This is a genomic window from Halomonas sp. B23F22_10 (genome assembly GCF_043496975.1).
Lineage (GTDB): Bacteria > Pseudomonadota > Gammaproteobacteria > Pseudomonadales > Halomonadaceae > Halomonas > Halomonas smyrnensis.
In genome coordinates this window covers 109970-135214 of the sequence record NZ_JBIEKF010000001.1, presented here as the reverse complement: position 1 = coordinate 135214, position 25245 = coordinate 109970, and the positions used below count along the sequence as shown (strand labels likewise).

23 protein-coding genes are annotated in these 25245 nt (G+C 67.4%); 11 read left to right on the top strand and 12 right to left on the bottom strand.

Features of this window, described 5'->3' with window-relative positions; translation table 11 throughout:
- Window positions 1-70: 70 nt before the first annotated feature.
- From ACGTNF_RS00565 to ACGTNF_RS00555, 3 genes are all read right to left on the bottom strand, one after another.
- On the bottom strand, window positions 71-436 hold the full coding sequence (locus ACGTNF_RS00565) for a hypothetical protein (RefSeq protein ID WP_394599936.1): 366 nt from the start codon (window positions 434-436) through the stop codon (window positions 71-73).
- 819 nt (window positions 437-1255) lie between these two features.
- Complete coding sequence (locus ACGTNF_RS00560) at window positions 1256-1624, bottom strand: glutaredoxin family protein (protein WP_394599935.1); 369 nt, start codon at window positions 1622-1624, stop codon at window positions 1256-1258.
- 160 nt (window positions 1625-1784) lie between these two features.
- The gene (locus ACGTNF_RS00555) at window positions 1785-4028 is read right to left on the bottom strand and encodes a mechanosensitive ion channel family protein (RefSeq protein WP_394600527.1); all 2244 of its coding nucleotides are present in this window, start codon (window positions 4026-4028) and stop codon (window positions 1785-1787) included.
- A 162-nt stretch (window positions 4029-4190) separates the two neighbouring features.
- Between ACGTNF_RS00555 and ACGTNF_RS00550 the strand changes: the two genes are divergently transcribed.
- Window positions 4191-5186: an amidoligase family protein gene (locus tag ACGTNF_RS00550; RefSeq protein ID WP_394599934.1), complete on the top strand. Its 996-nt coding sequence runs from the start codon at window positions 4191-4193 to the stop codon at window positions 5184-5186.
- Window positions 5183-5860 (top strand): gamma-glutamyl-gamma-aminobutyrate hydrolase, encoded by a 678-nt coding sequence (locus ACGTNF_RS00545; RefSeq protein WP_016856635.1) that lies wholly within the window; start codon window positions 5183-5185, stop codon window positions 5858-5860. The genes ACGTNF_RS00550 and ACGTNF_RS00545 overlap by 4 nt, the downstream gene beginning before the upstream one ends.
- A 99-nt stretch (window positions 5861-5959) precedes the next feature.
- On the opposite strand, the gene ACGTNF_RS00540 is transcribed toward ACGTNF_RS00545, so the two are convergent.
- Window positions 5960-6388: an OsmC family protein gene (locus ACGTNF_RS00540; protein ID WP_016856636.1), complete on the bottom strand. Its 429-nt coding sequence runs from the start codon at window positions 6386-6388 to the stop codon at window positions 5960-5962.
- Between the two features lie 152 nt (window positions 6389-6540).
- Between ACGTNF_RS00540 and ACGTNF_RS00535 the strand changes: the two genes are divergently transcribed.
- A complete protein-coding gene (locus tag ACGTNF_RS00535; RefSeq protein ID WP_394599932.1) occupies window positions 6541-7425 on the top strand; it encodes an aldo/keto reductase in 885 nt (294 codons plus the stop codon).
- Between the two features lie 28 nt (window positions 7426-7453).
- Here the strand turns inward: ACGTNF_RS00535 and ACGTNF_RS00530 are convergent, their stop codons facing one another.
- Entirely contained in the window at window positions 7454-8017 is a 564-nt protein-coding gene (locus ACGTNF_RS00530; RefSeq protein WP_016855554.1) for a DUF1415 domain-containing protein, read from the bottom strand.
- A gap of 64 nt (window positions 8018-8081) precedes the next feature.
- The gene (gene nfi, locus ACGTNF_RS00525; protein WP_394599931.1) at window positions 8082-8780 is read right to left on the bottom strand and encodes a deoxyribonuclease V; all 699 of its coding nucleotides are present in this window, start codon (window positions 8778-8780) and stop codon (window positions 8082-8084) included.
- A 256-nt stretch (window positions 8781-9036) separates the two neighbouring features.
- On the opposite strand from nfi, the gene ACGTNF_RS00520 reads away from it, so the two are divergent.
- From ACGTNF_RS00520 to ACGTNF_RS00510, 3 genes are read left to right on the top strand one after another with little or no spacing between them, the layout of a single operon-like run.
- On the top strand, window positions 9037-10305 hold the full coding sequence (locus ACGTNF_RS00520; RefSeq protein WP_394599930.1) for an exonuclease SbcCD subunit D: 1269 nt from the start codon (window positions 9037-9039) through the stop codon (window positions 10303-10305).
- Window positions 10302-13607: an AAA family ATPase gene (locus ACGTNF_RS00515; protein ID WP_394599929.1), complete on the top strand. Its 3306-nt coding sequence runs from the start codon at window positions 10302-10304 to the stop codon at window positions 13605-13607. The genes ACGTNF_RS00520 and ACGTNF_RS00515 overlap by 4 nt, the downstream gene beginning before the upstream one ends.
- A gap of 37 nt (window positions 13608-13644) precedes the next feature.
- Complete coding sequence (locus ACGTNF_RS00510) at window positions 13645-14505, top strand: SDR family oxidoreductase (RefSeq protein ID WP_394599928.1); 861 nt, start codon at window positions 13645-13647, stop codon at window positions 14503-14505.
- Between the two features lie 337 nt (window positions 14506-14842).
- Here ACGTNF_RS00510 and ACGTNF_RS00505 read toward each other — a convergent pair whose 3' ends face one another.
- Complete coding sequence (locus ACGTNF_RS00505) at window positions 14843-15373, bottom strand: DUF3455 domain-containing protein (protein WP_394599927.1); 531 nt, start codon at window positions 15371-15373, stop codon at window positions 14843-14845.
- 387 nt (window positions 15374-15760) lie between these two features.
- Here ACGTNF_RS00505 and ACGTNF_RS00500 point away from each other — a divergent pair, with 387 nt between their 5' ends.
- Entirely contained in the window at window positions 15761-16327 is a 567-nt protein-coding gene (locus ACGTNF_RS00500; protein ID WP_016855548.1) for a putative antibiotic biosynthesis monooxygenase, read from the top strand.
- A 109-nt stretch (window positions 16328-16436) separates the two neighbouring features.
- Window positions 16437-16580 carry a hypothetical protein gene (locus ACGTNF_RS00495; RefSeq protein ID WP_394599926.1) on the top strand — a complete coding sequence of 48 codons (144 nt, stop codon included), beginning with the start codon at window positions 16437-16439 and terminating at the stop codon, window positions 16578-16580.
- 239 nt (window positions 16581-16819) lie between these two features.
- Here the strand turns inward: ACGTNF_RS00495 and ACGTNF_RS00490 are convergent, their stop codons facing one another.
- From ACGTNF_RS00490 to ACGTNF_RS00475, 4 genes are all read right to left on the bottom strand, one after another.
- Window positions 16820-17245: a universal stress protein gene (locus ACGTNF_RS00490; protein WP_394599924.1), complete on the bottom strand. Its 426-nt coding sequence runs from the start codon at window positions 17243-17245 to the stop codon at window positions 16820-16822.
- A 9-nt stretch (window positions 17246-17254) separates the two neighbouring features.
- A complete protein-coding gene (locus tag ACGTNF_RS00485) occupies window positions 17255-18577 on the bottom strand; it encodes a TRAP transporter large permease (RefSeq protein WP_394599923.1) in 1323 nt (440 codons plus the stop codon).
- On the bottom strand, window positions 18567-19115 hold the full coding sequence (locus tag ACGTNF_RS00480) for a TRAP transporter small permease subunit (protein ID WP_394599922.1): 549 nt from the start codon (window positions 19113-19115) through the stop codon (window positions 18567-18569). Before ACGTNF_RS00480 ends, ACGTNF_RS00485 begins: the two co-directional genes overlap by 11 nt.
- A gap of 248 nt (window positions 19116-19363) precedes the next feature.
- Entirely contained in the window at window positions 19364-20389 is a 1026-nt protein-coding gene (locus ACGTNF_RS00475; RefSeq protein ID WP_394599921.1) for a TRAP transporter substrate-binding protein, read from the bottom strand.
- Window positions 20390-20592: 203 nt separating this feature from the next.
- Between ACGTNF_RS00475 and argE the strand changes: the two genes are divergently transcribed.
- From argE to ACGTNF_RS00460, 3 genes are all read left to right on the top strand, one after another.
- Window positions 20593-21768: an acetylornithine deacetylase gene (argE, locus tag ACGTNF_RS00470; protein ID WP_394599920.1), complete on the top strand. Its 1176-nt coding sequence runs from the start codon at window positions 20593-20595 to the stop codon at window positions 21766-21768.
- A 1-nt stretch (window position 21769) separates the two neighbouring features.
- Entirely contained in the window at window positions 21770-22504 is a 735-nt protein-coding gene (locus tag ACGTNF_RS00465; RefSeq protein WP_394599919.1) for a glutamine amidotransferase, read from the top strand.
- Between the two features lie 71 nt (window positions 22505-22575).
- Window positions 22576-23331, top strand: a complete 756-nt coding sequence (locus ACGTNF_RS00460; RefSeq protein WP_394599918.1) for a FadR/GntR family transcriptional regulator — start codon at window positions 22576-22578, stop codon at window positions 23329-23331.
- Window positions 23332-23439: 108 nt separating this feature from the next.
- On the opposite strand, the gene ACGTNF_RS00455 is transcribed toward ACGTNF_RS00460, so the two are convergent.
- Window positions 23440-25239, bottom strand: coding sequence for an IlvD/Edd family dehydratase (locus ACGTNF_RS00455; protein ID WP_394599917.1), 1800 nt, complete (start codon window positions 25237-25239; stop codon window positions 23440-23442).
- Window positions 25240-25245: the final 6 nt, after the last annotated feature.

Genomic DNA, 25245 nt, shown 5'->3' with positions numbered 1-25245 from the left:
CAGTCACATTGAGCGCTGTGTTATAATATGAGTCGGCATTGCTGCCTAGCAATGCAGCGCCAGCAAAAACTCATTTTCCGAACAACCTCGCAAGAAGCCCCTTTTTTCTTGGCCGTTTCGGGTTCAGCGTGCTCAATTCCCGAGGCGACTCCGATTTCTTCCCAATGGAATCGTGAGCCGCGATCAAGACATTAACAAGGTCAAATGTGGACTCGTAGCTGACTGGCTCGTATCCCTTGACCTCCTTCCCGCCACCGAACAACTTTGGAAATATTTTACTCCATGCAGAATAGTATTTCCTGCACTGCTTCTCGGTACCAAAGATTTGACCATATTCTCCGCAAACGACCGCATGAGTAATTTTCTTGCGGGCACCATTGGCTTCCTTGGCCTTTCGAATTTGCTCGCCCTCAAGCTCGACCAAAAGAACTTTCATTGGATCCCTCATGTTTTAACGACAAGCATATCGGCGTAAATTTTCGAACATGCAGCAATCAAGACCCGCGGTTTGATTTGACTAGTTATATTCTACTGCGTACACAAAAGGTATCCGCCATATATCATCCAGTCGCCAAATGCCCAGATTAACGTCCCGACTATAACGATTGAGCTTTCGACTCGGAGAAGTCGCAATTTCAGTCGATATATCTTTCTTCGAGCCTCATTGTCTATTTTCTTTGCCTGCCTCAAGAAATCAGCTTTCGACTCATCTACCTTCTCGTCTGATATTTCGCCTCGCCTACTCTCGAGCAGATGAAGACCGTCATCAATGATCTTTCTTTTCATCTCCTCTGCGACTGGCTCGAATGTGTCCATACGCAATGTAAAGCCACGAGTCGCAAAGAAAACGCCAACGCAAACGATTACCGCACCGAACCGAGGAAACACATCCTCACACGTAAACATTGAAACTACATACCCAGCAATCCCAGCCACCACAGCCATGGCGATAGATCGTTTTTCATCTTTTGAGAGCTTACTCATCGATCACCAAGTTATAACAGGTATTAGATAGCCGGCACGTTTGACGACTTGCACGCGCCGGCACATTCATCCGTGTTATCCGGCGCGCCTGATTCGCTCAACCCGCTGATTTTCATGAATATTAGTGAAAATCGGGTGTAATGAGACCGATCATCGTGCCTTCCATCTATCACGCCCTTACCCTCAGCCTGCCACTAATTTAGCTGAGGATCTACGCCAAGCCGTGGCGGGCACAGAGGCTGAAGCTGGGCGCATCTGATAACACGCCGCCCTACTCCCCGAAGTGGCGTCTCAGATAATCGATGATGCGCTGGGCGTTATAGAGCCAGCGCTCCTCGCCGGAGGCCTCGCGGATGTAGAGGCACGGCACCTGGAGCTTGCCGCCCTGCTCCTTCAGCGTCTGGCCGTGTTCGGGGTCGAGGCGGGCGTCGCGGGTCTCGATCGAGAGCCCCAGGCGGGTGATCTCGCGGCGCACGCGGATGCACTCGGGCTCGCTCCAGAACTGGTAGAGCGCCAGCGCCTCGCAGGCCTCGTCCACCTCGGCCTGCTGTGCCTCGTCCCGGGCGACCTCGCGGCGGGTGCCGAGCTTGTCGGCCACCCACACCACCGGCGCCAGCAATGTCTGGATCAGCGTTCGCATGATGTTCTCCTCCTGGCATCAGGATCGGGTGCCAGCCGCCGATGCCCCATGGCTGCCTCACGCGTCGGCGCGCCTGCCGTGGCCGAGGCGTCCGGCTTTACGCTAGCACACCGCCGGCCTTGCCGGGCTCGCGCTTCGAGCAGCGGAGGCCGCGAGGGCCCTAGCCCGGATCGGGCGAGCCGCCGCTGGCGCTGGTCTGGCGATGGGGATCGGCGACGCCGGCCTCGCCGGGCTCGCGCCCGGCGGCATCGTGCTGCTCGCCCCAGTCGGCGCTGCCGTCCAGCCGACCGCCGCCATGCCCTTCCATGCTGACGCTCAGGCGCGGCACGCCCAGGTCCACGCCCTGCTCTTCCATGCGCCGCTTGAGCAGCAGGTTGAAGGCGCGCGCCACGTCCCACTGCATCTCCGGCGCGGTGCGGAAACGCATGCGCAACAGCGGGCAGCCGTCCTCGAAGGCGTGGATGCCCTGCATCTCCAGCGGCGACCAGATGTAGTGGCGCATCATCGGGTCCTGGCGCAGCGACTGGGCGGTCTCCTGCATCAGCGAGATGGCGTCGTCGATCTTCATGTCGTAGGGAATGCGGATCTTCATCAGCGCGATGCCGAACTGGCGCGACATGTTGTGGATCGAGTCGATGCGGCTGAAGGTGATGATGTGCACGATGCCGTCCAGGTCGCGCAGCTTCACGGTGCGCAGCGTCAGCCCCTCGACGGTGCCCATGTGGCCGTTGATCTGCACGAAGTCCTCCACCGCCAGCGAGTCCTCGATGAGGATGAAGATGCCGGTGATCAGGTCCTGCACCAGGGTCTGGGCGCCGAAGCCGATCGCCAGGCCGATCACACCGGCACCGGCCAGCAGCGGCGTGACGTTCACGCCCAGGTTGGCCAGCCCGACGATGGAGGCGATGATCACGATGGTGGCGAAGATGATGTTGCGGATCATCGGCGTGATGGTCTGGGCGCGGGCCTGGTTGACCCGCCGTCCGCGGGCCCGCGCCGAGGAGGCCAGCGCCCGCTGGATGGCGGTGTCGGCGAAGATCCAGGCCAGCCAGGCCAGCAGCACGGTGAAGCCGATGCCGAGCAGCGCCTGGCCGATGCGCACGCTGGCCACGCCCTGCTGGCCGATGCCGATCAGCGAACCGCCCCACACCTGCAGGAACAGCTCGGCGAAGGTGATCCAGGCGACGACGTGGGCCAGGGTGTAGCCGAAGCGCTCCAGGCGGCGGCGATACTCGCGACGGAAGCGGCGCTTGGTGCGGCGCTCGGAGTGGCGGCGGATCAGCCCGGCCACCACCAGGGTCAGCACCAGCAGCGACGCCGAGACGATGGAGCGCGCCAGCGCCGTGGCCACGTCGCCGCCGGTGACGAAGATCGCCACCAACGAGCCGCCCACCAGCAACAGGGCGGGAATGTGCCACAGCCCGCCCACGGTGCGGGCCATGTCGGCGGCGCTGCTGCTGTCGCGGCGGTGCTTGTAGGAGCGGTTGCGGATCAGATGCGTGATCGGGCGCTTGAAGCGGATCACGAAGCGCCCGCTGAGCAAGGCCGCTAGCACGTTGGCGATCACCGACAGCAGGTTGGCCAGGTCGAGGCCGAGCGACACGGTGATGCGCGTGGAGTTCAGCGCATCGCCCAGGGCGATCAGCGCGCCGATCACGAACAGCGGGCGCAGCGCCTGATGCTGGAGGATCTGCACGGCCACGAAGCGATGGCCGCGGGTGAACACCGAGATCACCGTCTCCACCACCACCGACAGGGTGCGTCCGCACAGCGAGATGTAGGCGATCACCAGCGCCCCGGTGCGCCCGGCGCTCTCCGGCACCAGCTGGGCCACGCCCAGCGCCAGCACGAAGGCCAGCCCCCAGGGCAGCAGGCGGCGCAGGAAGTGGATCGCCAGCAGCGCCCCCTTGGGCTCGCGGGGCAGGTCCAGCGGCCAGCCGCGCCGCTGCGCCAGCCGCCGCCCCAGCGCGATCAGGATCACCAGCAGGCCGGTCCAGATGCCGACCAGCACCGCCATCTCGACCACGAAGTTGAGCAGCGCGCCGTCGCCGGTGCGCACCACCAGCTCGGTGAAGTCCGTCCAGCCCTCGCGGAACTGGCGCTGCCAGTCGTTGAACGGCGAGCGGCCGGACTCGGCCTGCTCGCCCAGCTCGTTGAAGGTGTCGGCCAGCGCCCCCAGCAGCCCCTGCTGCCCGGCGATGCCTTCCTCCTCGGCCACCTCGCTGTTGGCGGTGCGCAGCGACTCCAGGCTCTGCAGCAGCTGGTCGCGCCGGTTCTCGTCTTCCAGCGTGGTGATGATGCGATCGAGCGCCTGCTGCAGGGCCTCGGGATCGGGCTCCTGTTCGCTGCCCTGCTCCTGGCCCCCGCCCAGGGCAGAGATCGGCAGCGACTGGGCGGCCGCCATCAGCGGCAGAAGAAGCAGCGAGAGCAGCAGCAGGCCCCGCAGGGCGAACGAAAAGTGGCGAGGCGCGCGTGGCAACGTGAGTCTCCGTACGTTGGGTGACCGCAATATCAGAATCCCTGGCAGCAATGTTAGGCTGCCGATACCGTCACACAGGATGCCGTCATGACGCCGCAACCGCCACCCGTACCCGACAATGCCGAGGGAAGGCCCCGCCGGGTCGGAGTCGAAATCGAGTTCGCCGGCCTGCCGCCGCGAGACACCGCCGACCTGGTCAAGGAGCTGTTCGGCGGCGAGGTCGAGGTGCTGAGCCCCCATCGCCTGAAGGTCACCGACACCCGCTGGGGCGAGTTCGGCATCGAGCTGGACACCCAGTACGCCCACCCGGACGCCGAGCGCGTCGACCCCGAGGCCTGCAAGGACAGCGAATGGGAGCGCATGCGCCAGGAGTTCCACCGGCGCACCCGGGAGCTGATCGGCGATGTGGTCACGGGCCTGGTGCCCACCGAGATCGTCTGCCCGCCGGTGCCCTGGGACGAGCTCGACCAGCTCGATGCGCTGTTCGAGGCGCTGCGCCAGCGCGGCGCCAAGGGCACCGAGGCCAGCCTGCTCTACGGCTTCGGCCTGCACCTCAATCCCGAGGCGCCGGGCCTTAACGTCGAGAGCCTGCTGGCCCATCTGCGCGCCTATCTGCTCAGCGCCCGCTGGCTGCGCGAGCAGATCCGGGTCGACATCACCCGGGAAGTGCTGCCCCACGCCAACCCCTTCCCGCGGCCCTATGCGCTCAAGGTGCTCGATCCCGACTACGCACCGGACCTCGAGACGCTGATCGACGACTATCTCGAGTACAACCCGACCCGCAATCGCGAGCTCGACCTGCTGCCGCTGTTCGCCCACCTGCATCCCGAGCATCCCCACGAGCTGCTCGGCGATCACCTGGTCAAGCCGCGGCCGACCTATCACTATCGGCTGCCCAACGCCCAGCTCTCCGAGTCCGGCTGGGGCGCCGTCCAGGAGTGGAACCGCTGGCTCGAGGTGGAGGCGCTGGCCGCCTCGCCGGAGACGCTGGCCGAGCGTGGTGCCCAGTATCTGGCCCGCCACCGCCCGGCCTGGCCGGTACGGCTGTGGCAATCGCTGCGCCGGAGGCTCGGGCAGTCATGAGGCAGAGCCAGCGCCCGCTGATCGGCATCACCACCTCCGACCGCAAGAGCCGCATCGCCTGGTGGTTCGACTGGTTCGCCGTGTGGCGTCACGGCGGCCGCCCGCTGCGGCTGTCGCCCTCGCGCCCGCGGCCCGAGACGCTCGATGGCCTGATCATCGGCGGCGGCGACGACATCGAGGCCCACCACTACGGCGGCGAGATCCAGCTCGACGTGCGCGTCGATCCCGAACGCGACCGGCTCGAGCTGGCGCTGCTCGAGCGCTTCATTCCCGCCGACACCCCGGTGCTCGGCATCTGCCGCGGCGCCCAGCTGATCAACGTGCACCAGGGCGGGACCCTGGACCCGGACATCTACACCACCAACGAGGGGCTCAAGCGACGGCGCACCGTGCTGCCGCGCAAGACAGTGGACATCGTCGGCGACAGCCGGCTCTACCGCATCCTCCGCGTGACCTGGTGTCGCATCAACAGCCTGCACCACCAGGCGGTGCAGGAGACGGGCCAGGGCATCGAGATCGTCGCCCGCGACCGCGACGGCCTGGTGCAGGCCATCGAGTCCCGCGAGCACGACTTCCTGATCGGCGTGCAGTGGCATCCGGAGTGGCTGATCTTCAATCGCCCCCAGCAGCGGCTGATCCGCGCCCTGGTGGACGCCGCCCGCCGGGCGCGCTGATCTCCCCCGCCAGCTCGGCTGGTGCCCAAACGACGCGAGGCCACCCGAAGGTGGCCTCGCTGACTGGCGTCTATGGTTCGGTGGATCGCGCCGGGCGCCTCAGTCCAGCTTGGCGTCCAGGGTGATCTCGGCATTGAACAGCTTCGACACCGGGCAGCCGGCCTTGGCCTTCTCGGCCGCGTCCTGGAAGGCCGCCTCGTCGGCGCCCGGCACGCTGGCGCGGGTCTCGAGATGCACGGCGCTGATGCTGAAGCCGCTGTCGTCCGGCGCCAGGGTGACGGTGGCGCGGCTGGCGATGCGATCCGGCGTGTAGCCCGCCTCGCCGAGGATCATCGACAGCGCCATGGAGTAGCAGCTGGCATGGGCGGCGCCGATCAGCTCCTCGGGGTTGGCGCCGGACTCGTCCTCGAAGCGCTTGGCGAAGCTGTACGGCGCCTCGGTCAGCGTGCCGCTCTGGGTGGATACCGTGCCCTTGCCGTCCTTGAGGCCGCCCTGCCAGACGGCGCTGCCGTTCTTCTGGATGCTCATGTCGACTCCTTGCGCTTGGATGGTCGGAATTTCCGTCTCTACACGATAGACCATGGGGACGATAGCACCGTGTCACAAGGGCGGATTGCGCCGCGGGATCGGCATCTCCAGACTGGACGCGAGTCTTCAGCACAAAAAAGATAGGAAGCGCCATGACACAACCCGCTCGCGTCACCCTGCCGGCCACCGCTCACGCGCCGGCCGTGGAACTGCCCGCCATCGGTCAGGGCACCTGGTTCATGGGCGAAGGCCCCGCTTCCCGCGCCGACGAGGTCCGCGCCCTGCAGCTGGGCCTGGACCTGGGCATGACGCTGATCGACACCGCCGAGATGTACGCCGACGGCGGCGCCGAGAAGGTCGTCGGCGAGGCCCTGGCCGGGCGTCGCGACGAGGCCTTCCTGGTCTCCAAGGTCTATCCCTGGAACGCCGGCCGCGACACGGCCATCGCCGCCTGCGAGGCGACCCTCGAGCGCCTGGGCACCGACCACCTGGATCTCTACCTGCTGCACTGGCCCGGCGGCATCCCCATCGACGAGACCCTGGAGGCCTTCGAGCGGCTGCGCGAGGCCGGCAAGATCCGCCGCTTCGGCGTCTCCAACTTCGACGTCGACGACATGGAGACCCTCTACGCACGCCCCGGCGGCAGCGACTGCGCCGTCAACCAGGTGCTCTACCATCTGGGCTCGCGCGGCATCGAGCACGCCCTGCGTCCCTGGCAGCGCCAGCAGGGCATGCCGCTGATGGGCTACTGCCCGCTGGCCCGTGCCGGCCGACTGCAGCAGGACCCGCTCAGCAATCAGGTGGTCAACGCCCTGGCCGCCGAGCAGGGCCTGACGCCGGCCCAGCTGCTGCTGGCCTGGGCGATCCGCCCGGTCGACGGCCTGCGCGACCTGATCGCCACGCCCAAGGCCGTCCACCCCGACCACGTCCGCGACAACGCCGCCGTGCTCCAGGCCACCCTCGACGACCAGGCCATAGACCGCCTGGAGGCCGAATTCCCGGCCCCGTTCGCCAAGGAACCGCTGGACGTGGTCTGAGGCGCGGCTAGCGCGACGGGCATCGGAGCTAGCCCTGCCCCGATGCCCCGCGCAGCGCCGCCAGCGAGGCGGCCAGCGCGTCGTGCCCCCTGCGCTCCATCAGCGCCGCGTTGCGCTCCGGGATGGCCTCGGGGTCCGGGTAGTGAGCCAGCGCTCGCTCCAGCCCGGCCTCGCGGATCAGGTGCCACATCGGCCAGGGCGAGCGATTGGTGAAGTTGCGCGGCGAATCCTCGGCCTCGCCCTCGAACTCATAGTCCGGGTGGAAGCTCGCGATCTGATAGACGCCCTCGTAGCCCTGCTCCTCCAGCAGCGCCTCGGCCATGCCCAGCGCATCCAGGTAGTCGTCGAAGTCCGCCAGCCCCTCGCTCAGCACCATCAGCGTGGTCTCGGTTCCGGCGTGCTCGTCGAGGTGCCAGCACTCCTCCATCAGCCTCATCAGCGCGGCCGCGGGATCGGTGGCATCCACCTCGACGTAGCGGATGCTGTCGCGGGCCACCTCGCGGCCGGCGAAGGGGCACACCTCGAGGCCGACCACGAAGGTCTCGACCCAGGCACGGGTGGCCGCAAGGGGGCTGGGGGCAGAAGCGCTCATGTCGGGCATCCAGATAGAGAAGGAAGGGGCGCCATGGTCGGCTGCCCGGCCAGGGATGGCAAGCTCAGCGCCGTGTCTGATCCCGCCTCGAGGCCAGCCGGTCGGCCAGCCGCGTCGGCTCCGGCAGCTTGGTGCGCCCCAGGCAGGCCAGCGTCCAGTCGAGCGCCGAGGCCAGCGACAGCCGATGCCCCGGCGAGACGAACACCGGCTTCACGCCCCGCCGCGAGCGCAGCACCGTGCCGATCGTCTCCTCGCCGTCGGGGCCCTTGTCGACCAGCGGCGTGCCGTCGCCCCGCTCCGGCCCCGGCTCGTCGTGGCGACCGCACAGCCGTTTCTTGGCCACGCCGATGGTCGGCAGATCGAGCCACAGCCCCAGGTGGCTGGCCACGCCCAGCCGGCGTGGATGGGCGATGCCCTGGCCGTCGACCATCACCAGCTGCGGCCGGGTGACGAGCCTCTCGAAGGCCGCGAGCGCCGCCGGCACCTCGCGAAACGACAGCAGCCCCGGCACGTAGGGCATGCGCGTCGGCTCGCGGTGTAGCGACTGCTCGACCACCTCGAAGGCGCCCTCGCCCGTCGGCGGCCAGGCCAGCACCACCACCGCGGCGCGGGTGATCTCGCCCCCCTGCTCGAAGCCGATATCCACGCCGGCGATGCGGCTCACCGCCTCCAGGCGATCCTCGCGCTCCACTCGCCCGGCCAGGCGCCGCTGCAGCGCGATGGCCTCGGTGGGGGAAAGGTTCCAGTCGTGCAGTTCGATCATCGAAAAACTCGGAATATCAAAGTGGACATCACGCGGGGCGCTGGGGACAGGTCGCAGAGGGGGTTTTTGGCCAGGGATGGCCAAAGTAGCGCCCAAGGATGGGTTCATAGCGCCCCTCGCAGACCTGTCGCCGGATCAGCCCCGCACCGGGTGGATATCGGGAAGCCACCGATCGCTCAAGGCGCTCCCTGATGTGTCGTCGGCGCTCGGGTTAGACTAGGCCTTTTCGACCGTGTGACGGAACACCGGGGACGCCATGCTGAGACTGATCCACACCGCCGACTGGCACCTGGGCCAGAGCTTCCACGGCCAGGAACGCCATGAGGAGCACCGCGCCTTCCTGAGCTGGCTGCTCGAGACCCTGGTCGAACGCGAGGCCGACGCCCTGCTGGTGGCCGGCGACATCTTCGACGTGGTCAATCCCTCGCTGCGCGCCCAGGAACTGCTCTTCGACTTCATCGTCGGCGCCCACGAGCGGCTGCCCGGGCTCGACATCGTGCTGATCGCCGGCAACCACGACAGCGGCAACCGCATCGAGCTGCCCGCCCCGCTGATGCAGCGCCTGCGCACCCACGCCCGGGGCCGGGTACGCTGGCTCGACGACGGCCGACTCGACGCCGAGCGCCTGCTGGTGCCGCTCACCGACGCGGCCGGCGAGACCCGCGCCTGGTGCCTGGCGCTGCCCTTCCTGCGCCCCGCCGAGGTCACCGGCCAGATGGCTCGTGACGACGAAACCGGGAACAGTGAGGACGCGCCCAACGACTACGTCGCCGGCATCAACCGCGTCCATCGCGAGCTGATCGACGCCGCCCGCGAGCGCCGCGACGACGGCCAGGCGCTGGTCGCCATGAGCCACGCCCACCTGCACGGCGCCGCCGTCTCCGAGGCCAGCGAACGGCCGATCGTGATCGGCGGCGAAGAGTCGATCTCCGCCGCCCTGTTCCCCGACGACATCGCCTACGTGGCGCTGGGCCACCTGCATCGCGCACAAAGGGTCGGCGAGGCGCGCATCCGCTACAGCGGCAGCCCCTTGCCGCTGGACTTCAGCGAGCTCAACTACGCCCACCAGGTGGTCGAGGCGACCCTCGACGGCGAGCGGCTGGCCGGGGTCGAGTCCCTGCCCGTGCCGCGCCCGGTGGCCATGCATCGGCTCGGCCCCGCGCCGCTCGACGCCGTGCTGGCCGAGCTGGAGGCGCTGGAGCTCGATGCCGATCTGCCGAGAGAACGCTGGCCCTGGCTGGAGCTGCGCGTCGAGCTGGAGGCGCCGATGCCCGACCTGCGCGCCCGGGTCGATGCCGCCCTCGAGGGCAAGCCGCTGCGCCTGCTGCGCCTCGAGCGCCGCCTGCCCAAGGTCGCGGCCGAGCACGCCCCCGAGCGCGTCGACCTCGAGACCCTAGGCCCCCGCCGGCTGTTCGAGCGCACCTGGCAGGGCCGCTGGGGCGAACCGCCGGACGACGACATCCTGGCCGACTTCGACCGGCTGCGTCAGGACGTGCTGGACGCCGGCGAGGAGGACTCCGCATGAAGATCCTCGCTCTGCGCCTGGCCAACCTGGCCTCGATTCCCGGGCCGCTTGCGCTCGACTTCACCGCGGCGCCGCTCAGCGATGCCGGGCTGTTCGCCATCACCGGCCCCACCGGTGCCGGCAAGAGCACCCTGCTCGATGCCCTGTGCCTGGCGCTCTACGGCGGCACGCCACGGCTGCGCCAGGCCCCCGGCCGGGAGGCGCCGCTGCCCGACGTCGGCGATGCCACCCTCAACACCGCCGACCCGCGTACCCTGCTGCGCCGCGGCACGGCCAGCGGCTTCGCCGAGGTCGACTTCCTCGGCCGCGACGGCCGCCGCTACCGAGCCCGCTGGGCCGTGCGCCGCGCCCGCGAGAAGGCCAGCGGCCGCCTGCAGGCGGTCGACCAGTCGCTGCGCGACCTCGACGACGACCGCCTGCTGACCAACCAGAAGCGCGAGTTCGACCGCCTGCTGCCGGAGTGCCTGGGCCTGACCTTCGAGCAGTTCACCCGCGCCGTGCTGCTGGCCCAGAGCGAGTTCGCCGCCTTCCTCAAGGCCGACGACAACGAGCGCAGCGACCTGCTGGAGCGGCTGACCGGCACCAGCGAATACTCCGCCATCTCCATGGCCGCCTACCGCCGCGCCAGCGAGGCCAGGAAGGCCGTGGAGAAGATCGAGGCCCGGCTCGCCGACGACCTGCCCGCCGAGGCCGAGGCCCGCGCCGAGCTCGAACGCGCCGCCGAGACCACCCAGCGAGCGCTTACCGACCTGCAGGCGCACTCGGCCTCGCTTCAGGCCAGGCAGCGATGGCATGAACAGGATGATCAACTGAACGCCAGCTTCCAGCGCGGCCAGCACGATCTGGACACGGCCGAGGACGCCTGGAGTGCGCTCGCCTCCGCCCGGCAGGATCAGGCCTGGCGGCGGGTGATCCTGCCCCGGCGTCATCAGCTGACGCGCCAGGCCGCGCTGCCCGGCGAACTCGAGGCCCTGGAGGCCAGCCACCGGCAAACGCGGCGAACGCTTACCGACGCCGAGCGTGCGCAGGAAAAGGCCAGGCTCGCCAGCGAGGCCGCCGAACGCACGCTCGTCGAAGACGGCGAGGCACGCCGCCAGGCCGAGCCCGCGCTACGCGAGGCACGCGAGCTGGCCCAGCGCCTCGCGACCCAGGACCAGCAGCTGGCGGAGCTCGAGCGCACCCATGAGGAGCGCCGTCGACGCGCCGCCGCCCTCGCCGAGCAGCGGCGCCAGGCCGACGCGACCCACGCCCGGCGACGCGAGCAGCGCGACCGCTGGCACGCCGCCCTCGAGCGCCTGATCGGCGACCATGACGGCCTGGACAGCGCCCGACAGACCGCCCAACGGGCCCACGATGCGGCGGCCCAGCGCCGGCTCGAACTGGGCGAGCTTCACGGCCGCTGGCAGGACGCCTGCCGCGCCGAGCAGGCCCATCAGACGCTGAAGAGGCGCTTGGCGGACAGCGAGCAGCGACTCGAGGCGCTGCTCGGCCAGGGCCAGGCCGCCCGGCAGCGCCTCGACGACGCCGAGCGACACCTCACGAGCATTCAGGCCTTCGTCGAGCGCAGCCGCGCCGTGCGCAGCGAGAGCGTGGCCCGCCTGCGCGAGGGCCTCGCGAACGGCGAGCCCTGCCCGGTGTGCGGCGGGCTCGAGCATCCCTGGCGCCACCGGCCGCCTGCCTCGCCGGAGGCCGCCCAGCTCGCCGCCCAGCAGGCGGAAGAGGATCGCCAGCTGACGCAGGCGCAGGACCAGCGCGACCGGGCCTACCAGCGGCGCCATGACATCGAGGGCGAATACCGCGCCCTGAAGGCCTCGGTGACCCAGCAGCGCGAAGACCTCGGCAGCGCCGACCGGCAGCGCGCCGAGGCGCAGCGCACGCTGGACGCGCAACCGCTGCAGCCGGAGCTTTCCGCCATCGCCGCCGAGGAGCGCGAGGCCTGGCTGGGCCGTCAGCGGCAGGCCTGCGAGGCCCAGCGGGACGAGCAACGGCGCATCCTCGACGAGCTGTCCCAGGCCGAGGCCGAACTCGCCCCGCTGAACCAGGCACTGCATCAGGACGAGATCGAGCTCGCCCGGCTCGGCTCCCAGCAGAGCGAGCTCGAACAGGAACTCGCCGGGCTGGCCGAGCGGCTGCCGCCGCTGCGTCAGGCCCGCGAGGCCCTGGCCGCCGACCTGAGCGCCCGACTCGGCAATCACGCCTCGCCGGACGCCTGGCAGCAGCATCTCGACGCCCGCCAGGAGAGCGCCCGCCGGGGCCGGGACACCGCCCAGGCGGCACATCACGCGGCGCAGACCGAACATCAGCGCCTCGCCCAGCAGGCCGCTCACGAGGCCGAACGGCTCGAGGCGCTCCACCGCGAGCGCGACGCCCTCGACGCCGAGCTGGCCGAGTGGCGGCAGGCACATCCCGAGCTGGACGACGCCACCCTCGCCCGGCTGCTGTCCCAGTCCGACGACGAGGCCGAGCGCCAGCGGCGGCAGCTGGAAGACGCCGACCAGGCCCGCCAGCAGGCCGCCGCCGCCCTCAAGGAACGCCGCCAGGCGCTGATCGATCATCGTCGCGAACAGGCGCTGGTCGAGGCCGACGACGGCGAGCCGGCGCTGCTCGACGCCCCCGCCGAGGCCGAGATCGCCCGTCGCCGCGAGGCCCTGGGTGAAGAGCGCGAGGCCCTCACCCCACGGCTTAACGCCGCCCAGCAGCAGCGCGACGAGGCCACCCACGCCCTGCACGACGACGACCGCCGGCGCCAGCGCCAGCAGGACGCCCAGACCGAGCTCGAGGCGGCGCGGGCCGAGCATCGTCGCTGGGGCCGCATCAGCGAGTTGATCGGCTCCGCCGACGGCAAGGCGTTCCGGCGCATCGCCCAGGCCTACAACCTGGAGCAGCTGCTGGAGCATGCCAACGCGCACCTCGGCGGGCTGTCGCGGCGCTACCGGCTGGTGCGCGGCGGCAGCGAGCTCGGGCTGCTGGTGGTCGACCACGACATGGGCGACGAGCGCCGCTCGGTGCACTCGCTGTCCGGCGGCGAGACCTTCCTGGTCTCGCTGGCCCTGGCGCTGGGGCTGGCCTCCATGGCCTCCGGCGAGCTCACCATCGAATCGCTGTTCATCGATGAGGGCTTCGGCAGCCTCGACCCGCAGTCGCTGGCGCTGGCCATGGAGGCCCTGGACGGCCTGCAGGCGCTGGGCCGCCGAGTGGGGGTGATCTCCCACGTGCAGGAGATGCACGAACGCATCCCGGTGCAGATCCGCGTCGAGCCGCTGGGCAACGGCACCAGCCAGGCGCGGCTGGTCAGCGGCTAGCGATCAAGAGACACATGAAAGGGAAGGAGACACGAGGATGCCGGAAGGCCAAGAGACGACGCGTAGCCTGCTGATCACCGGCTGTTCCAGCGGGATCGGCCATGCCACTGCCCATGCCATGGCCAGGCGCGGCTGGCGGGTCTTCGCGACAGCAAGAGCCGCCGAGGACGTCTCGCGCCTCGAGGAGGAGGGCCTGGAGGCGCTGCGGCTGGATCTGGCCGACAGCGCCTCGATCGCGGCCGCGGTGGACGCGGTGCGCGAGCGCACCGGCGGACGCTTGACGGCGCTGTTCAACAACGGCGCCTACGGCCAGCCCGGCGCGGTGGAGGACCTGAGCCGGGACGTGCTGCGCGAACAGCTCGAGACCAACCTGCTCGGCACCCACGAGCTCACCACTCGAGTGCTGCCGATGATGCGCGCCCAGGGCCACGGGCGCGTCGTGCACAACAGCTCGGTGCTGGGCTTCGCCGCCCTGCCCTATCGCGGCGCCTATGTCTGCTCCAAGTTCGCCCTCGAGGGCCTAGCCGACACGCTGCGCCAGGAGCTCACCGGCAGCGGCATCCATGTCAGCCTGATCCAGCCTGGGCCCATCGCCAGCCGCTTCCGCGAGAACGCCTATCGCGCCTACCGGGCCAACATCGACGCCGCCCACAGCGCCCACGCCGACACCTACGTGAAGGTCGAGGCACGCCTTTCCAGCGAGGACGGCAAGGGGGCCTTCACCCTCGGCCCCGAGGCGGTCGTCGACAAGCTGATTCACGCCCTCGAACACTGGCGCCCCAAGCCCCGCTACGCCGTGACCGTCCCCACCCACCTGTTCGCCGCGCTGAAGCGGGTGCTGAGCACCAGAGGCATGGACCGGGTGCTGCTGCGGGCGACGAGAAGCGAGCGGGAGTGAGTCACCAGGCATTCCTCATTGGCGGTCTGGCGGGTTGGGGGCCACTGGCCATCTGCCGGCCATCGGTCGCATGACGCCAGCGGCCATGATCCGCTGGTGGAAGACGCGTCGGGGAACGGTCCAGACCACCACGCTGGGCAATGGCTCGGCTTTCGCCGGCCTCGATAACGGCTCGGTTATCGGACACCGGCGCGGGTGTTTCCGGGGGAATCCTCGGGAGGCCTGGATACCGCAGGTGCTGCACTTGTTGCGTGGATTCAGGGTCACAAATGCCCGGCAAGCGACGCCCCTACCCGGCTCGGGCGGGGGCGTCGCGGTGCTCACCGTTCACCAGGTACTAGCTTGCTTTCCAGAAAAGGTAATCCGCCTGGTAGTTGACGATTTCAGTTGCTCCCATGTTGTCTGCCGAGCAAGCTGAATCCGGCGCCACGCCGCCTTGAGTGTTGAGACGCTGGACGTAGGTCACGCCGGTCATGGCACCTTCCCCCATCGCGGGGTTCGCCTCGACGAGTTGGAAGGGAATGTTCCCGTCCCCGCCAGGCGCGGTGGCCAGCTGGGTACCAGTGATCTTCGATCCATCACTCGCCTCCCAGGTGGCGGGCGGGCCATAGTAGGAGCCGACCTGTTCGTCGCCGTCCATGAGCATGGCATCGGGCCCTTTGAAGATCCAGCCCATGGTGCCGTCCTCTTTTGTTTCACACGCGTAGGTGATTTCGCCCTTCCCGACGGTCTCGAGGAAGACCGTGTTGCCTGCCGGGACCGTGACCTCTTCGGGAGCCTCCATGCTCGCGAAGGCGGAAGAAGCCCCCAGTGCCATGCTCATCGCTACAACGAAACCCATTCCCGCTTGTGTTGAGTAGACGTTCATGTCTCTCTCCATTGTTGACGGCTGCAGAAGGTGTTGCGTGGATAGATACGCCGTGCGGCCGTGCCGGGTTTCGCTTTTTCTCGTTTTTTTGACATGGCGATGGTGGCTCCCTCATGAGACAGGTGGAGGACACGGCCTGGAGCCGCGGCGGATGCCCCTGTCATGCGGCGATGCGCGCCGGCACCGGCACCGGCATGGTGCATGTTCTCCAGTAGCCCCCCTATCTCGCACCAAAATAGACCATCATGCTGGCTCAAGACCCGAAAGCCACACAATCTGTCTATTTCTTCCCGAATGACATAAGATTCCTCCCGGCAGCGGATGTACCCGATCCGCCGTTTCTTCGGCGGCCCTACCCGGGCCAACGAGTTCATCAGGAGAACCACCATGTCCTCTGATCCCGTCACTCTGATGGTGGCGCGCCGCGTGGCCAGCGGCCGCTATCGCGACTTCATGCGCTGGCTCGAGGAAGGCCGCGAACTGGCCTCCGACTTCGGCGGCTACCTCGGCTCCGGCGTGCTGGCACCGCCCCCCGGCGACGACGAGTACCAGATCATCTTCCGCTTCCGCGACGCCGAGACCCTGGCGACCTGGGAGCATTCCGCCTCGCGCCGGGCCTGGCTGGCCCGCGGCCAGGGGCTCTTCGACGCGCCCCACGAGCACCGCGCCACCGGCCTGGACCGCTGGTTCCAGCCAGCCGGCAGCCCCGCGCCGCCGCGCTGGAAGCAGGCCATCGCCATCTGGCTGGCGTTCTTCCCGGTCTCGCTGGCCTTCCAGATCCTGTTCGGCGACGCCCTGGCCACGCTGCCGCTGGTGCCGAGGGTGCTGGCCAGCACCCTGATGCTGACCCCGGTGATGGTGTTCCTCTTCATCCCGCTGTCGACGCGGCTGCTGGGCCCCTGGCTGCGCGGCGAGCCGCTGCGCGCGCCGCGGCTTAGGCGTCGCTCGACCTGAGCGACGAAGCACCTCTATTCCTGCCCTCTCTGATGCCGCCGGGCCCATCCCTCGGGCCCGGGCGGCGTGATAGGTCAGGCGGCGACGTCACCCTGCCTCGGAGCCGACCATGACCGCCACCGAGTTCTCAAAGAGACGGGGGGGCCCCACCGTGTCCCGCGACTCCCACCTGGACCTGATCGCCTTCATCGTGGCCTGGCTCGACGAGTACGGCGCACCTGTCAGCGCATCGAGAACGACGACGGCAACCTAGAACCGCGGGCTAAGAGCTCCAAATGACGACTCAGCAGGCATGCCACCAGAAGCGGCCGATGCCGAATGACCATGGGGTCGCGCTCGTCGATTACGCGAAAAGTGTGAGGAACCAAAAAACGGCCGCCAGACGCATCTGACGGCCGTATCATGCGTTGCCTCACCTGACGAACACCACTACCGAGACAGGGGCTGCCGCGAAGAAACCACTGCTCCCGGCGGCGTCACTCCATTGACGACTCAGCGGATGACAAAGACCGAACAGCCGGCATGCCTGACCACGCGCTCGGCGGTCGAACCGATGAAATAGTCGGCCAGCCCGGGCCGGCTGGCCATCATCAGGATGGCGTCGGCCCCGATCTCGTCAGCATGCTCGAGTATCTGATCATGAGCGGTGCCTTCGCGGATGACGACATTCATGGTGACGTTCTCCAGCTGCAGCGACGAGGAAAGGCGCTGTAGCTGCGCTTGGGCCTCCCGCTCATGCTCGGCGAACTGACTTTCCCCTAGCTGCGTCATCAGGGCTTCCTTGTGGACCGTTTTCGAGTCCACGTAGAGCAGAGTGATGCTGCCTCCCCCGCCGACCAACAAGCGAGCAGATTCTCGCAGCCTGGCGAGGTGCTTCTGATGAGCGAGATCGATGGGTATCAGGATCTGATTGAACATGGCACCACCTCATCCCATGACTGTATTGGGCAACCAGAGCACGATGTCAGGAAAGATCATGCACAGGATCAGCACCAGCAGGTTCACTGCAACGAATGGCGTGACTGACCGGTAGATCTCTCCCATCCCGACATCGGGCGGCGCTATACCCTTAAGGTAGAACAAGGCGAAGCCATAGGGCGGCGTCTGCACGGCGATCAATATGTTGAGAATCATCAGCACGCCGAACCAGATCGGATCGTAGCCCATGGACACGGCAATGGGCGTAAACAGCGGCGCGCACATCAGCACGATGATGAACTCATCGATGATGAAGCCCAGCAGCAGCATGATCACCTGGAACAGGATGATGATCATGATGGGCGGCAGATCCAGGCTGGCGGCGAGATCGGCCACCATGCTCTGCACCCCCATCAGCAGGTGGAAGTTGCTGAATACCGAGGCACCGAAGATGATCCACATGGCCACGCTGACCAGGGTGGCGGTCTGCATCCCGGCGGAGCGGAACATGGCCGGCCGGAAGCGCTTGTAGAGTATCGCCAGCAGAATGGCACCGAACACGCCGATGGCGCCCGACTCGGTCGGGGTGGCGATGCCGGAAATGATGCTGCCCAGCACCACGAAGATCAGCAGTAGCGCAGACAGGCCATCGCGCAGAATCACGAACTTCTGCTTCGGCGTGGGCTGCGGCGCATCAGACTGCTCCTTGTCCCTGGGGGCGCGGGAAGGGTTGAGCCAGCAGCTGATGACCACATAGGTGATCAACAACACGATCGTCAGCAAGGCCGGCATCATGGCGCCCAGGAACATGCGCCCGACCGAGTTCTGGGTCGCGGCGGCAAACATGATCATGGGAATGCTGGGGGGAATCAGGATCCCCAGACCGCCCCCGGCCATGATGACGCCAAGCGCCAGGCGGCGATTGTACCCTCGGTCGAGCATGGGGCGCAGCGCGATGCTCCCCGAGGTCATGATGCCGGCACCGATGATGCCGACCATGGCACCGATCATCGAGCAGACCCCGATCACGCTGATGGCCAGGGACCCCCGTACCTTGCCGATCAACAGCTGGCTGGCATTGAACATGGCATCGCCAATACCAGACTTGGTCAGCAATTGCCCCATGTAGATGTACAAGGGGATCGCCAACAGGATAAAGCTGAAGAAGGTCGACTCCAGGGTCGTCGGGATGACGTTGAAAATGCCTTCGCCCCAGGTCATGTAACCGATGGTCATGGCGATCCCGCCCAACGCCAGGCCAACCGCGGCTCCCAGCGCAAAGAAGATCAGGATGCACAGCAACAGCACCCCGGTCAGCAGTTCAATATCCATGATGGACCCCCTCCTTTTGTTTCAGCAGCGGGGTGCCCGTCGCCAGGTAATAAATATCGTTCAATCCATCCCGCACGAATTGTGCAATAAATAATGCGCAGGCGATGATCATCATCAACCAGAAGTGATACATGGGCGGTGCCCACTCGCTTTGGCGACGATAATCGAACTCCAGGGCTTCAAACAGCTTGCCCGTACATACCTTCATGATAATGATCAGGAAGAAGATGGCCAGGGCGAAGCCAAGCAGGTTGAAGACGCTCTTGGCCTTGGGCGAGACCTTCAGGTAGAGAATATCGACATTGATGTGCGCCCGTTTCTGCTGAGCGTAAGCACCACCCAGCGCCGTGATGTAGCCGAAGAGAAACAGGGAAAGATCGTAGGCCCAGATGGTAGGGCTGCCGAGCACATAGCGAGCAAACACTTCAAAGACAACGATACCGGCCAGCACCGGCATCAGGTAGGAAGCTGCTTTGCCTGTCAGCATGACAATAACGTCAATACCGTGGCAGAGCCCCCTCAGCAAGGTATGGAACATAAGGGATCTCCCGAAATCATTTAAAAGGCGGAAAGCACGATGTGCTTTCCGCCTCATCTTGACATCATCTTCTTCTAGAATGATCAAGCCAAGAGACAGATGCCAATCTATGGGGGAGTTGCATCAGAGAAACTCCATTGGCAGCGAGTCCGTTACCGATAGTTGATTGCAGGGGGGACTGCGTAGAGTCCCGCCTGTTTTCAAGGACGATGCCATCACAGGCACGATGCCTGTCATGAAATCAGTGATCAGTAACCGGACTCATTCAGGATTTCGATCAGACGCTCGCTGTACGTGTCCTGTTGCGCGTACTCTTCCCGCAGAGCCGCACCGGCTTCGGCCCAGGCTTCCTTGTCAGCTTCGCTCGGCTCCGGGCTCCACTGCAGCCCATTGGCTTCCATCTCTTCCAGTGCCTCGCTTTCCCACTGCTTGGACATGGTCAGCTGTTCTTCGGCATGGATCTCGGTGGCCTCGCGTACCGCATCCTTCAGCTCATCGGGCAGCTTGTTCCACTCGTTGCGGTTAACAACGATCGGCAGCACCTGGGCACCGGCCAGCGGCAGCGGGTACATGTACTTGGCGACCTCGACATGATTACCGTCGCGGTGGTCGATCATGTTGCTGCCGATGGAGCCATCGATGACACCGGTGGCCAGGCTGGTATAGATCTCACTCCAGGCCATGGAAACCGGAGAAGCCCCGAGGTTGCGCAGGAATTTGCCGTAGGCACCGGGGGCACGAATCTTGAGCCCCTCGAAATCTTCGACCGACTCGATCGGTTCCTTGGTCAGAATGTATACCGGCGGCTGGATGTAGGGCTCGAGCCAAACCATGCCCTGGGAGCCGTAGGCTTCCTCCAGCACTTCATCCCAGCCCTGTTCATGAAAGAGGCTTTGCAACTTGTCGGTGTCAGCGGTACCACCGGGGAGGCCGATCTCGACCACACCGGCCGGCAGCTCACCTGCATGCATCGATTGGAACGGCGCGCCCATGGTGATCAGGCCGGACTTGACCGCCCCCAGCAGGCCGGTGGTGCCGACACCTTCACCGGAGTAGAGCACCTGGACGTTGATCTCACCGTCAGAGAGCTCCTCGATGTTCTCGCCGAGATTCTCGTAGAGCTCGCCGAAGGCGGTACCACGGCTATACAGGTTGCTGAAACGCCAGTTGTATTCGGCAGCGGCGACGTCAGCGGCAGCGACGCTGAGTGCCAAACCCACGCCAAGCGCCGTGGTGGGAAGCCCCTTCTTCAGGCCGATGATTTTATTCAACATATTGTTATCCTTCTATGCACTAATGGAGTATGTACAGGTAAGTAATATTAGGCCAGTAAACCCTTGGATCGCAAACCCTAGCTTCAACGATAGATTGCCCACACCCGAGCGTTCAAAATTAAGAACACCGACACTCATGCGACCACCTTATCGGCGTACCGCTACATGATAGGCTAGCTCCTTTTCCCACTCAGGAGCCGACCATGACCGCTGCCCAGTTCCTCGAGAGACTGGTGGGCTTTCCCACCGTGTCCCGCGACTCCAATCTGGACCTGATCGCCTTCATCGAGGCCTGGCTCGACGACCATGGCGTCGAGCACTGGCGCGTCGACAGCGACGACGGCACCAGGGCCAACCTGCTGGCCCGCATCGGCCCGGCGGTCGAGGGCGGCGTGGTGCTCTCCGGCCATACCGACGTGGTGCCGGTGGACGGCCAGCCCTGGTCGAGCGATCCCTTCGCCCTGACCGACAAGGGCGACGGCCGCCTCTACGGCCGCGGCACCTGCGACATGAAGGCCTTCATCGCCTGCGCCCTGGCCGAGGTGCCGCGCTGGGTCGAGCTCGAGCTGGAAAAGCCGCTCTATCTGGCCTTCTCCTACGACGAGGAGATCGGCTGCGTCGGCGCGCCGCGCATGATCGAGCGGCTGATGGCCGACCATCCGCGTCCGGCGGCGGTGTTCGTCGGCGAGCCGACGCTGATGGAGCCGGTGGTCGCCCACAAGGGCGCCACCAATCTGCGCACCACCGTGACCGGCCGCGCCTCGCACTCCAGCCAGATCCACCAGGGCGTCTCGGCGATCCACGTCGCCGCCCGGCTGGTGACCTTCATCGAGGACGTGATGAGCGAGCTGCGCGCCGAGGGCCGCGTCGACGAGGCCTTCAACGTGGTCCACTCCAGCCTGCACGTGGGCAAGATCCAGGGCGGCACCGCCATCAACATCATGGCCCGGGAGTGCAGCTTCGAGTGGGAGATCCGCCATCTGCCGTCGGACCGCTTCGAGGACCTGGTCGGCCGCGTCGAGGCCTACGCCGAGAAGCTGCAGGCCGAGATGCGCGAGCGTGCCCCGGACGCCGGCATCCACACCGAGCGGCTCAACGTCACCGTGCCGGCGCTGGCCGACGACAACAACGCCGAGGTGCTGACGCTCTGCCGCGAGCTGGTCGGCGAGGCACCGACCGGGGCCGGGGCCGGGGCCGGGGCCGTGGCCTACGCCACCGAGGCCGGCCAGTTCCAGCGCGCCGGCCTGCCCACGGTGATCTGCGGCCCGGGCAGCATCAGCCAGGCCCACCAGCCCGACGAGTACCTGGAGATCGCGCAGCTGGAGGCCGGCTCGGCCTTCATGCGCGCCCTGGGTCAGCGACTGGCTCGGGGGAACTGAGATGCCGCGACTCCTGATCGTCAAGACCGGCGACGCCTTCGACGACGTGGTCCGCGACCACGGCGACTTCGAGGCGCTGTTCCGCGACCGGCTCGCCCCCGCCTGCGGCGAGTTCAGCCTCGAGGTGTTCGATGCCCGCCACGACGGCACCCCGCCGACGCTAAGCGCCGACGATGCCCTGGTGATCACCGGCTCCCACGCCATGGTCAGCGACGCCGAGCCCTGGAGCGAGGCGCTCAAGCCCTGGCTGCGCGAGACCCGCGAGCGCGGCGTCGCCATGTTCGGCGTCTGCTACGGCCACCAGCTGATGGCCGCGGCCTTCGGCGGCGACAGCGGCTATCATCCCGCGGGCCGCGAGACCGGCACCCACCCCGTGCGGCTGACCGAGGCCGGTCACCGGGACGCCCTGCTGGGCGCGCTGCCCGAGACCTTCCCCGCCCAGCTGACCCACGCCCAGTCGGTGCTCCAGGCACCGCCTGGCGCCGAGGTGCTGGCCGTGAACGACCATGACCCCTTCCAGGCGCTGCGCTACGGGCCCCGTCAGTGGAGCGTGCAGTTCCATCCCGAGTTCACGCCGGCGGTGATGCGCGCCTACCTGCGCCATCAGGCCGAGGGGCTGGCCGAACAGGGCCGCGACCCCGAGGCGCTGCTGGCGGCGGTGTCACCGACGCCGGAGGCCACCTCGCTGCTGGCCCGCTTCTGCGGGCTGTTGGCGGGCGCCGCGGCGGCGTCCTGACACCAAGGTCACATTGATGAAACATGCAACATAGAACACAATATGTTGAATCTTTACCGGACGCGGGACTCGTGACAGACAAGCAGCGCAAGACATCCCCTCGCCCCAGCGTGGCCGATTTCCTGGCCGAGGCCATCTTCTCCGGCCGCTATCAGCCCGGCGACTTCGTGCCCAAGGAAGTCGACCTCTGCGAGCAGTTCGCCATCAACCGCTCGGCGGTGCGCAGCGACCTGCGCCAGCTGGTGGACGTGGGCATCATCGAGCGCATCTCGGGCCACGGCTCCAAGGTGCGTGAATACGCCGAGTGGAACATCCTCGATCCCCAGGTCACCGACTGGATGACCCGCTACGCCGCGCCTAACCCGGGCATCCAGCGCGAGATCCTGTCGTTTCGCCTCGACGTCGAACCCTATGTGGCGATGACCGCCGCCAATCGCGCCACGGCCCGCGACCTGGTCGCCATCGAGGAAGCCTTCGAGGGCATGGGCCAGAACCTGCACGGCGCCGACGGCCAGGAGGCCCGGCTGCACAGCGACTACGACGTCGCCTTCCACGTCGCCATCTTCAAGGCCACCCACAACATCGTCTGGGCCCAGCTCTCGCACATCCTCAGGCCCTCGATCTACATGCTGGTGGCGGAGTCCAACGTCAGCGCCAGCGACCCCGAGGACAGCCTGGAGCGCCACCGACAGCTGATGGAGAGCATCCGCGCGCGCCAGCCCCGCGAGGCCTTCCTCGCCGCCCAGGCGGTGCTCGCCGGGACCGCCGAGGCGCTGGGCATCGAGTCCGGCGACAGCGCCCTGGGCCGCCAGCTCGACCTGGGCTGAGTCCGGCGCGCCTAGCTCCCACTCGGCCCTTATCACCGAACGCGCAACAGCACGCGGCCGGCGCCCCTCCCGGCGCCGGCCGCGTGCTGTTGCGCTTCCCGCGTGGTTTCAGTGATTGTCCCGCGGCGGGCTGACCCGGGCCACGTCGTGATACTTGGTCGCCGGCGCCAGGGTCATGCCGCGGTCCAGCGGCTCGACCATCGAGCGCTGGATCTCCTGCCAGGGCGTCTGATGCCCGGGATAGCGATAGCCGCCCTCGGCCTCCAGGCGCTCGCGGCGCGCGGCCAGTTCGGCGTCGTCGACCCGCAGCGTCACCTCGCAGCGGCCGAGATCGACGCGCAGCCGGTCGCCGCTCTCGAGCAGCGCCAGGGGCCCACCGGTGGCGGCCTCCGGCGAGGCGTTGAGGATCGACGGCGAGCCCGAGGTGCCCGACTGGCGCCCGTCGCCCAGGCACGGCAGCGACTCGATGCCGGCACGGATCAGCGCCTCGGGCGGCTGCATGTTGACCACCTCGGCGCCACCGGGATGACCTACCGGGCCGGCGCCGCGCATCACCAGGATGGTGCGCGCATCGATCTCGAGGGCGGGATCGTCGATCCGGGCGTGATAGTCCTCGGAGCCGTCGAACACCACCACCCTGCCCTCGAAGGCGTCGGGGTCATCGGGGTCCTCGAGGAAGCGCTGGCGGAAGTCCGCGGCGATCACGCTGGTCTTCATCAACGCCGAGTCGAACAGGTTGCCCTTGAGGTTGAGGAAGCCCGCGTGCTCGACCAGCGGATTGGCGTAGCGGCGAATCACCTCGTCGTCGGTGGTCTCCCGCCCGGCCAGGTTCTCGGCCAGGGGGCAGCCGTTGACGGTCGCCGCCTCGCCGTGGAGCCGGCCCGCGGCCAGCAGCTCGAACATCACCGCCGGCACGCCGCCGGCGCGGTGGAACTCCTCGCCGAGATAGGCCCCGGCCGGCATCACGTTGGCCAGCAGCGGCACCTCGTGGCCGAGACGCTGCCAGTCGTCGTTGTCGAACGCGACGCCGGCGTGGCGGGCGATGGCGTTGATGTGGATCGGCGCGTTTGACGACCCGCCCAGCGCAGAACAGGTGATGGCGGCGTTCTCGAACGCCTCGCGGGTCAGGATGTCGCTCGGCCGCAGGTCGTCCCAGACCATGTCGACGATGCGCTCGCCGGTCTGGTAGGCCACCGCGCCGCGCTCCTTGTAGGGCCCGGGAATCATCGCCGAGCCGGGCAGGCTCATGCCCAGGGCCTCGGCCAGGGAGTTCATGGTCGAGGCGGTGCCCATGGTGTTGCAGTGCCCCACCGAGGGCGCCGAATCGGCGATTCGCGAGAGGAACTCGGGATAGTCGATGTCGCCGGCGGCCAGGCGCTTGCGCATCTCCCACACCACGGTGCCAGAGCCGACGCGCTCGGCGCCGCGCCAGCCGTTGAGCATCGGCCCGCCGGACAGCACGATGGCCGGGATGTTGACCGTGGCCGCGGCCATCAGGCTGGCCGGGGTGGTCTTGTCGCAGCCGGTGGTCAGCACCACGCCGTCCAGCGGATAGCCGTGCAGCACCTCGACCAGCCCCAGATAGGCCAGGTTGCGATCCAGTGCCGCGGTGGGACGGCGCACGTTCTCGTGGATCGGGTGCAGCGGGAACTCGAAGGGCACCCCGCCGGCGGCGCGGATGCCGTCCTTGACCCGTTTCACCAGTTCGATGTGGTGCCGGTTGCAGGGCGTGAGATCCGAGCCGGACTGGCAGATGCCGATGATCGGCCGGCCGCTGGTCAGCTCCTCCAGGGTGATGCCCTGGTTCATGTAGCGCTCCAGACACAGCGCGGTGGTGCCGGGATGCTCGGGATTGTCGAACCAGTCGCGCGAGCGCAGCCGGTCGGGGGTCATGGAACCATCGTTCATGGTGCG

Coding starts and splice junctions, on each gene's coding strand:
- ACGTNF_RS00565 (WP_394599936.1), bottom strand. CDS start 436: ATGAAAGTTCTTTTGGTCGAGCTTGAGGGCGAGCAAATTCGAAAGGCC.
- ACGTNF_RS00560 (WP_394599935.1), bottom strand. CDS start 1,624: ATGCGAACGCTGATCCAGACATTGCTGGCGCCGGTGGTGTGGGTGGCC.
- ACGTNF_RS00555 (WP_394600527.1), bottom strand. CDS start 4,028: ATGGCGGCCGCCCAGTCGCTGCCGATCTCTGCCCTGGGCGGGGGCCAG.
- ACGTNF_RS00550 (WP_394599934.1), top strand. CDS start 4,191: ATGACGCCGCAACCGCCACCCGTACCCGACAATGCCGAGGGAAGGCCC.
- ACGTNF_RS00545 (WP_016856635.1), top strand. CDS start 5,183: ATGAGGCAGAGCCAGCGCCCGCTGATCGGCATCACCACCTCCGACCGC.
- ACGTNF_RS00540 (WP_016856636.1), bottom strand. CDS start 6,388: ATGAGCATCCAGAAGAACGGCAGCGCCGTCTGGCAGGGCGGCCTCAAG.
- ACGTNF_RS00535 (WP_394599932.1), top strand. CDS start 6,541: ATGACACAACCCGCTCGCGTCACCCTGCCGGCCACCGCTCACGCGCCG.
- ACGTNF_RS00530 (WP_016855554.1), bottom strand. CDS start 8,017: ATGAGCGCTTCTGCCCCCAGCCCCCTTGCGGCCACCCGTGCCTGGGTC.
- nfi (WP_394599931.1), bottom strand. CDS start 8,780: ATGATCGAACTGCACGACTGGAACCTTTCCCCCACCGAGGCCATCGCG.
- ACGTNF_RS00520 (WP_394599930.1), top strand. CDS start 9,037: ATGCTGAGACTGATCCACACCGCCGACTGGCACCTGGGCCAGAGCTTC.
- ACGTNF_RS00515 (WP_394599929.1), top strand. CDS start 10,302: ATGAAGATCCTCGCTCTGCGCCTGGCCAACCTGGCCTCGATTCCCGGG.
- ACGTNF_RS00510 (WP_394599928.1), top strand. CDS start 13,645: ATGCCGGAAGGCCAAGAGACGACGCGTAGCCTGCTGATCACCGGCTGT.
- ACGTNF_RS00505 (WP_394599927.1), bottom strand. CDS start 15,373: ATGAACGTCTACTCAACACAAGCGGGAATGGGTTTCGTTGTAGCGATG.
- ACGTNF_RS00500 (WP_016855548.1), top strand. CDS start 15,761: ATGTCCTCTGATCCCGTCACTCTGATGGTGGCGCGCCGCGTGGCCAGC.
- ACGTNF_RS00495 (WP_394599926.1), top strand. CDS start 16,437: ATGACCGCCACCGAGTTCTCAAAGAGACGGGGGGGCCCCACCGTGTCC.
- ACGTNF_RS00490 (WP_394599924.1), bottom strand. CDS start 17,245: ATGTTCAATCAGATCCTGATACCCATCGATCTCGCTCATCAGAAGCAC.
- ACGTNF_RS00485 (WP_394599923.1), bottom strand. CDS start 18,577: ATGGATATTGAACTGCTGACCGGGGTGCTGTTGCTGTGCATCCTGATC.
- ACGTNF_RS00480 (WP_394599922.1), bottom strand. CDS start 19,115: ATGTTCCATACCTTGCTGAGGGGGCTCTGCCACGGTATTGACGTTATT.
- ACGTNF_RS00475 (WP_394599921.1), bottom strand. CDS start 20,389: ATGTTGAATAAAATCATCGGCCTGAAGAAGGGGCTTCCCACCACGGCG.
- argE (WP_394599920.1), top strand. CDS start 20,593: ATGACCGCTGCCCAGTTCCTCGAGAGACTGGTGGGCTTTCCCACCGTG.
- ACGTNF_RS00465 (WP_394599919.1), top strand. CDS start 21,770: ATGCCGCGACTCCTGATCGTCAAGACCGGCGACGCCTTCGACGACGTG.
- ACGTNF_RS00455 (WP_394599917.1), bottom strand. CDS start 25,239: ATGAACGATGGTTCCATGACCCCCGACCGGCTGCGCTCGCGCGACTGG.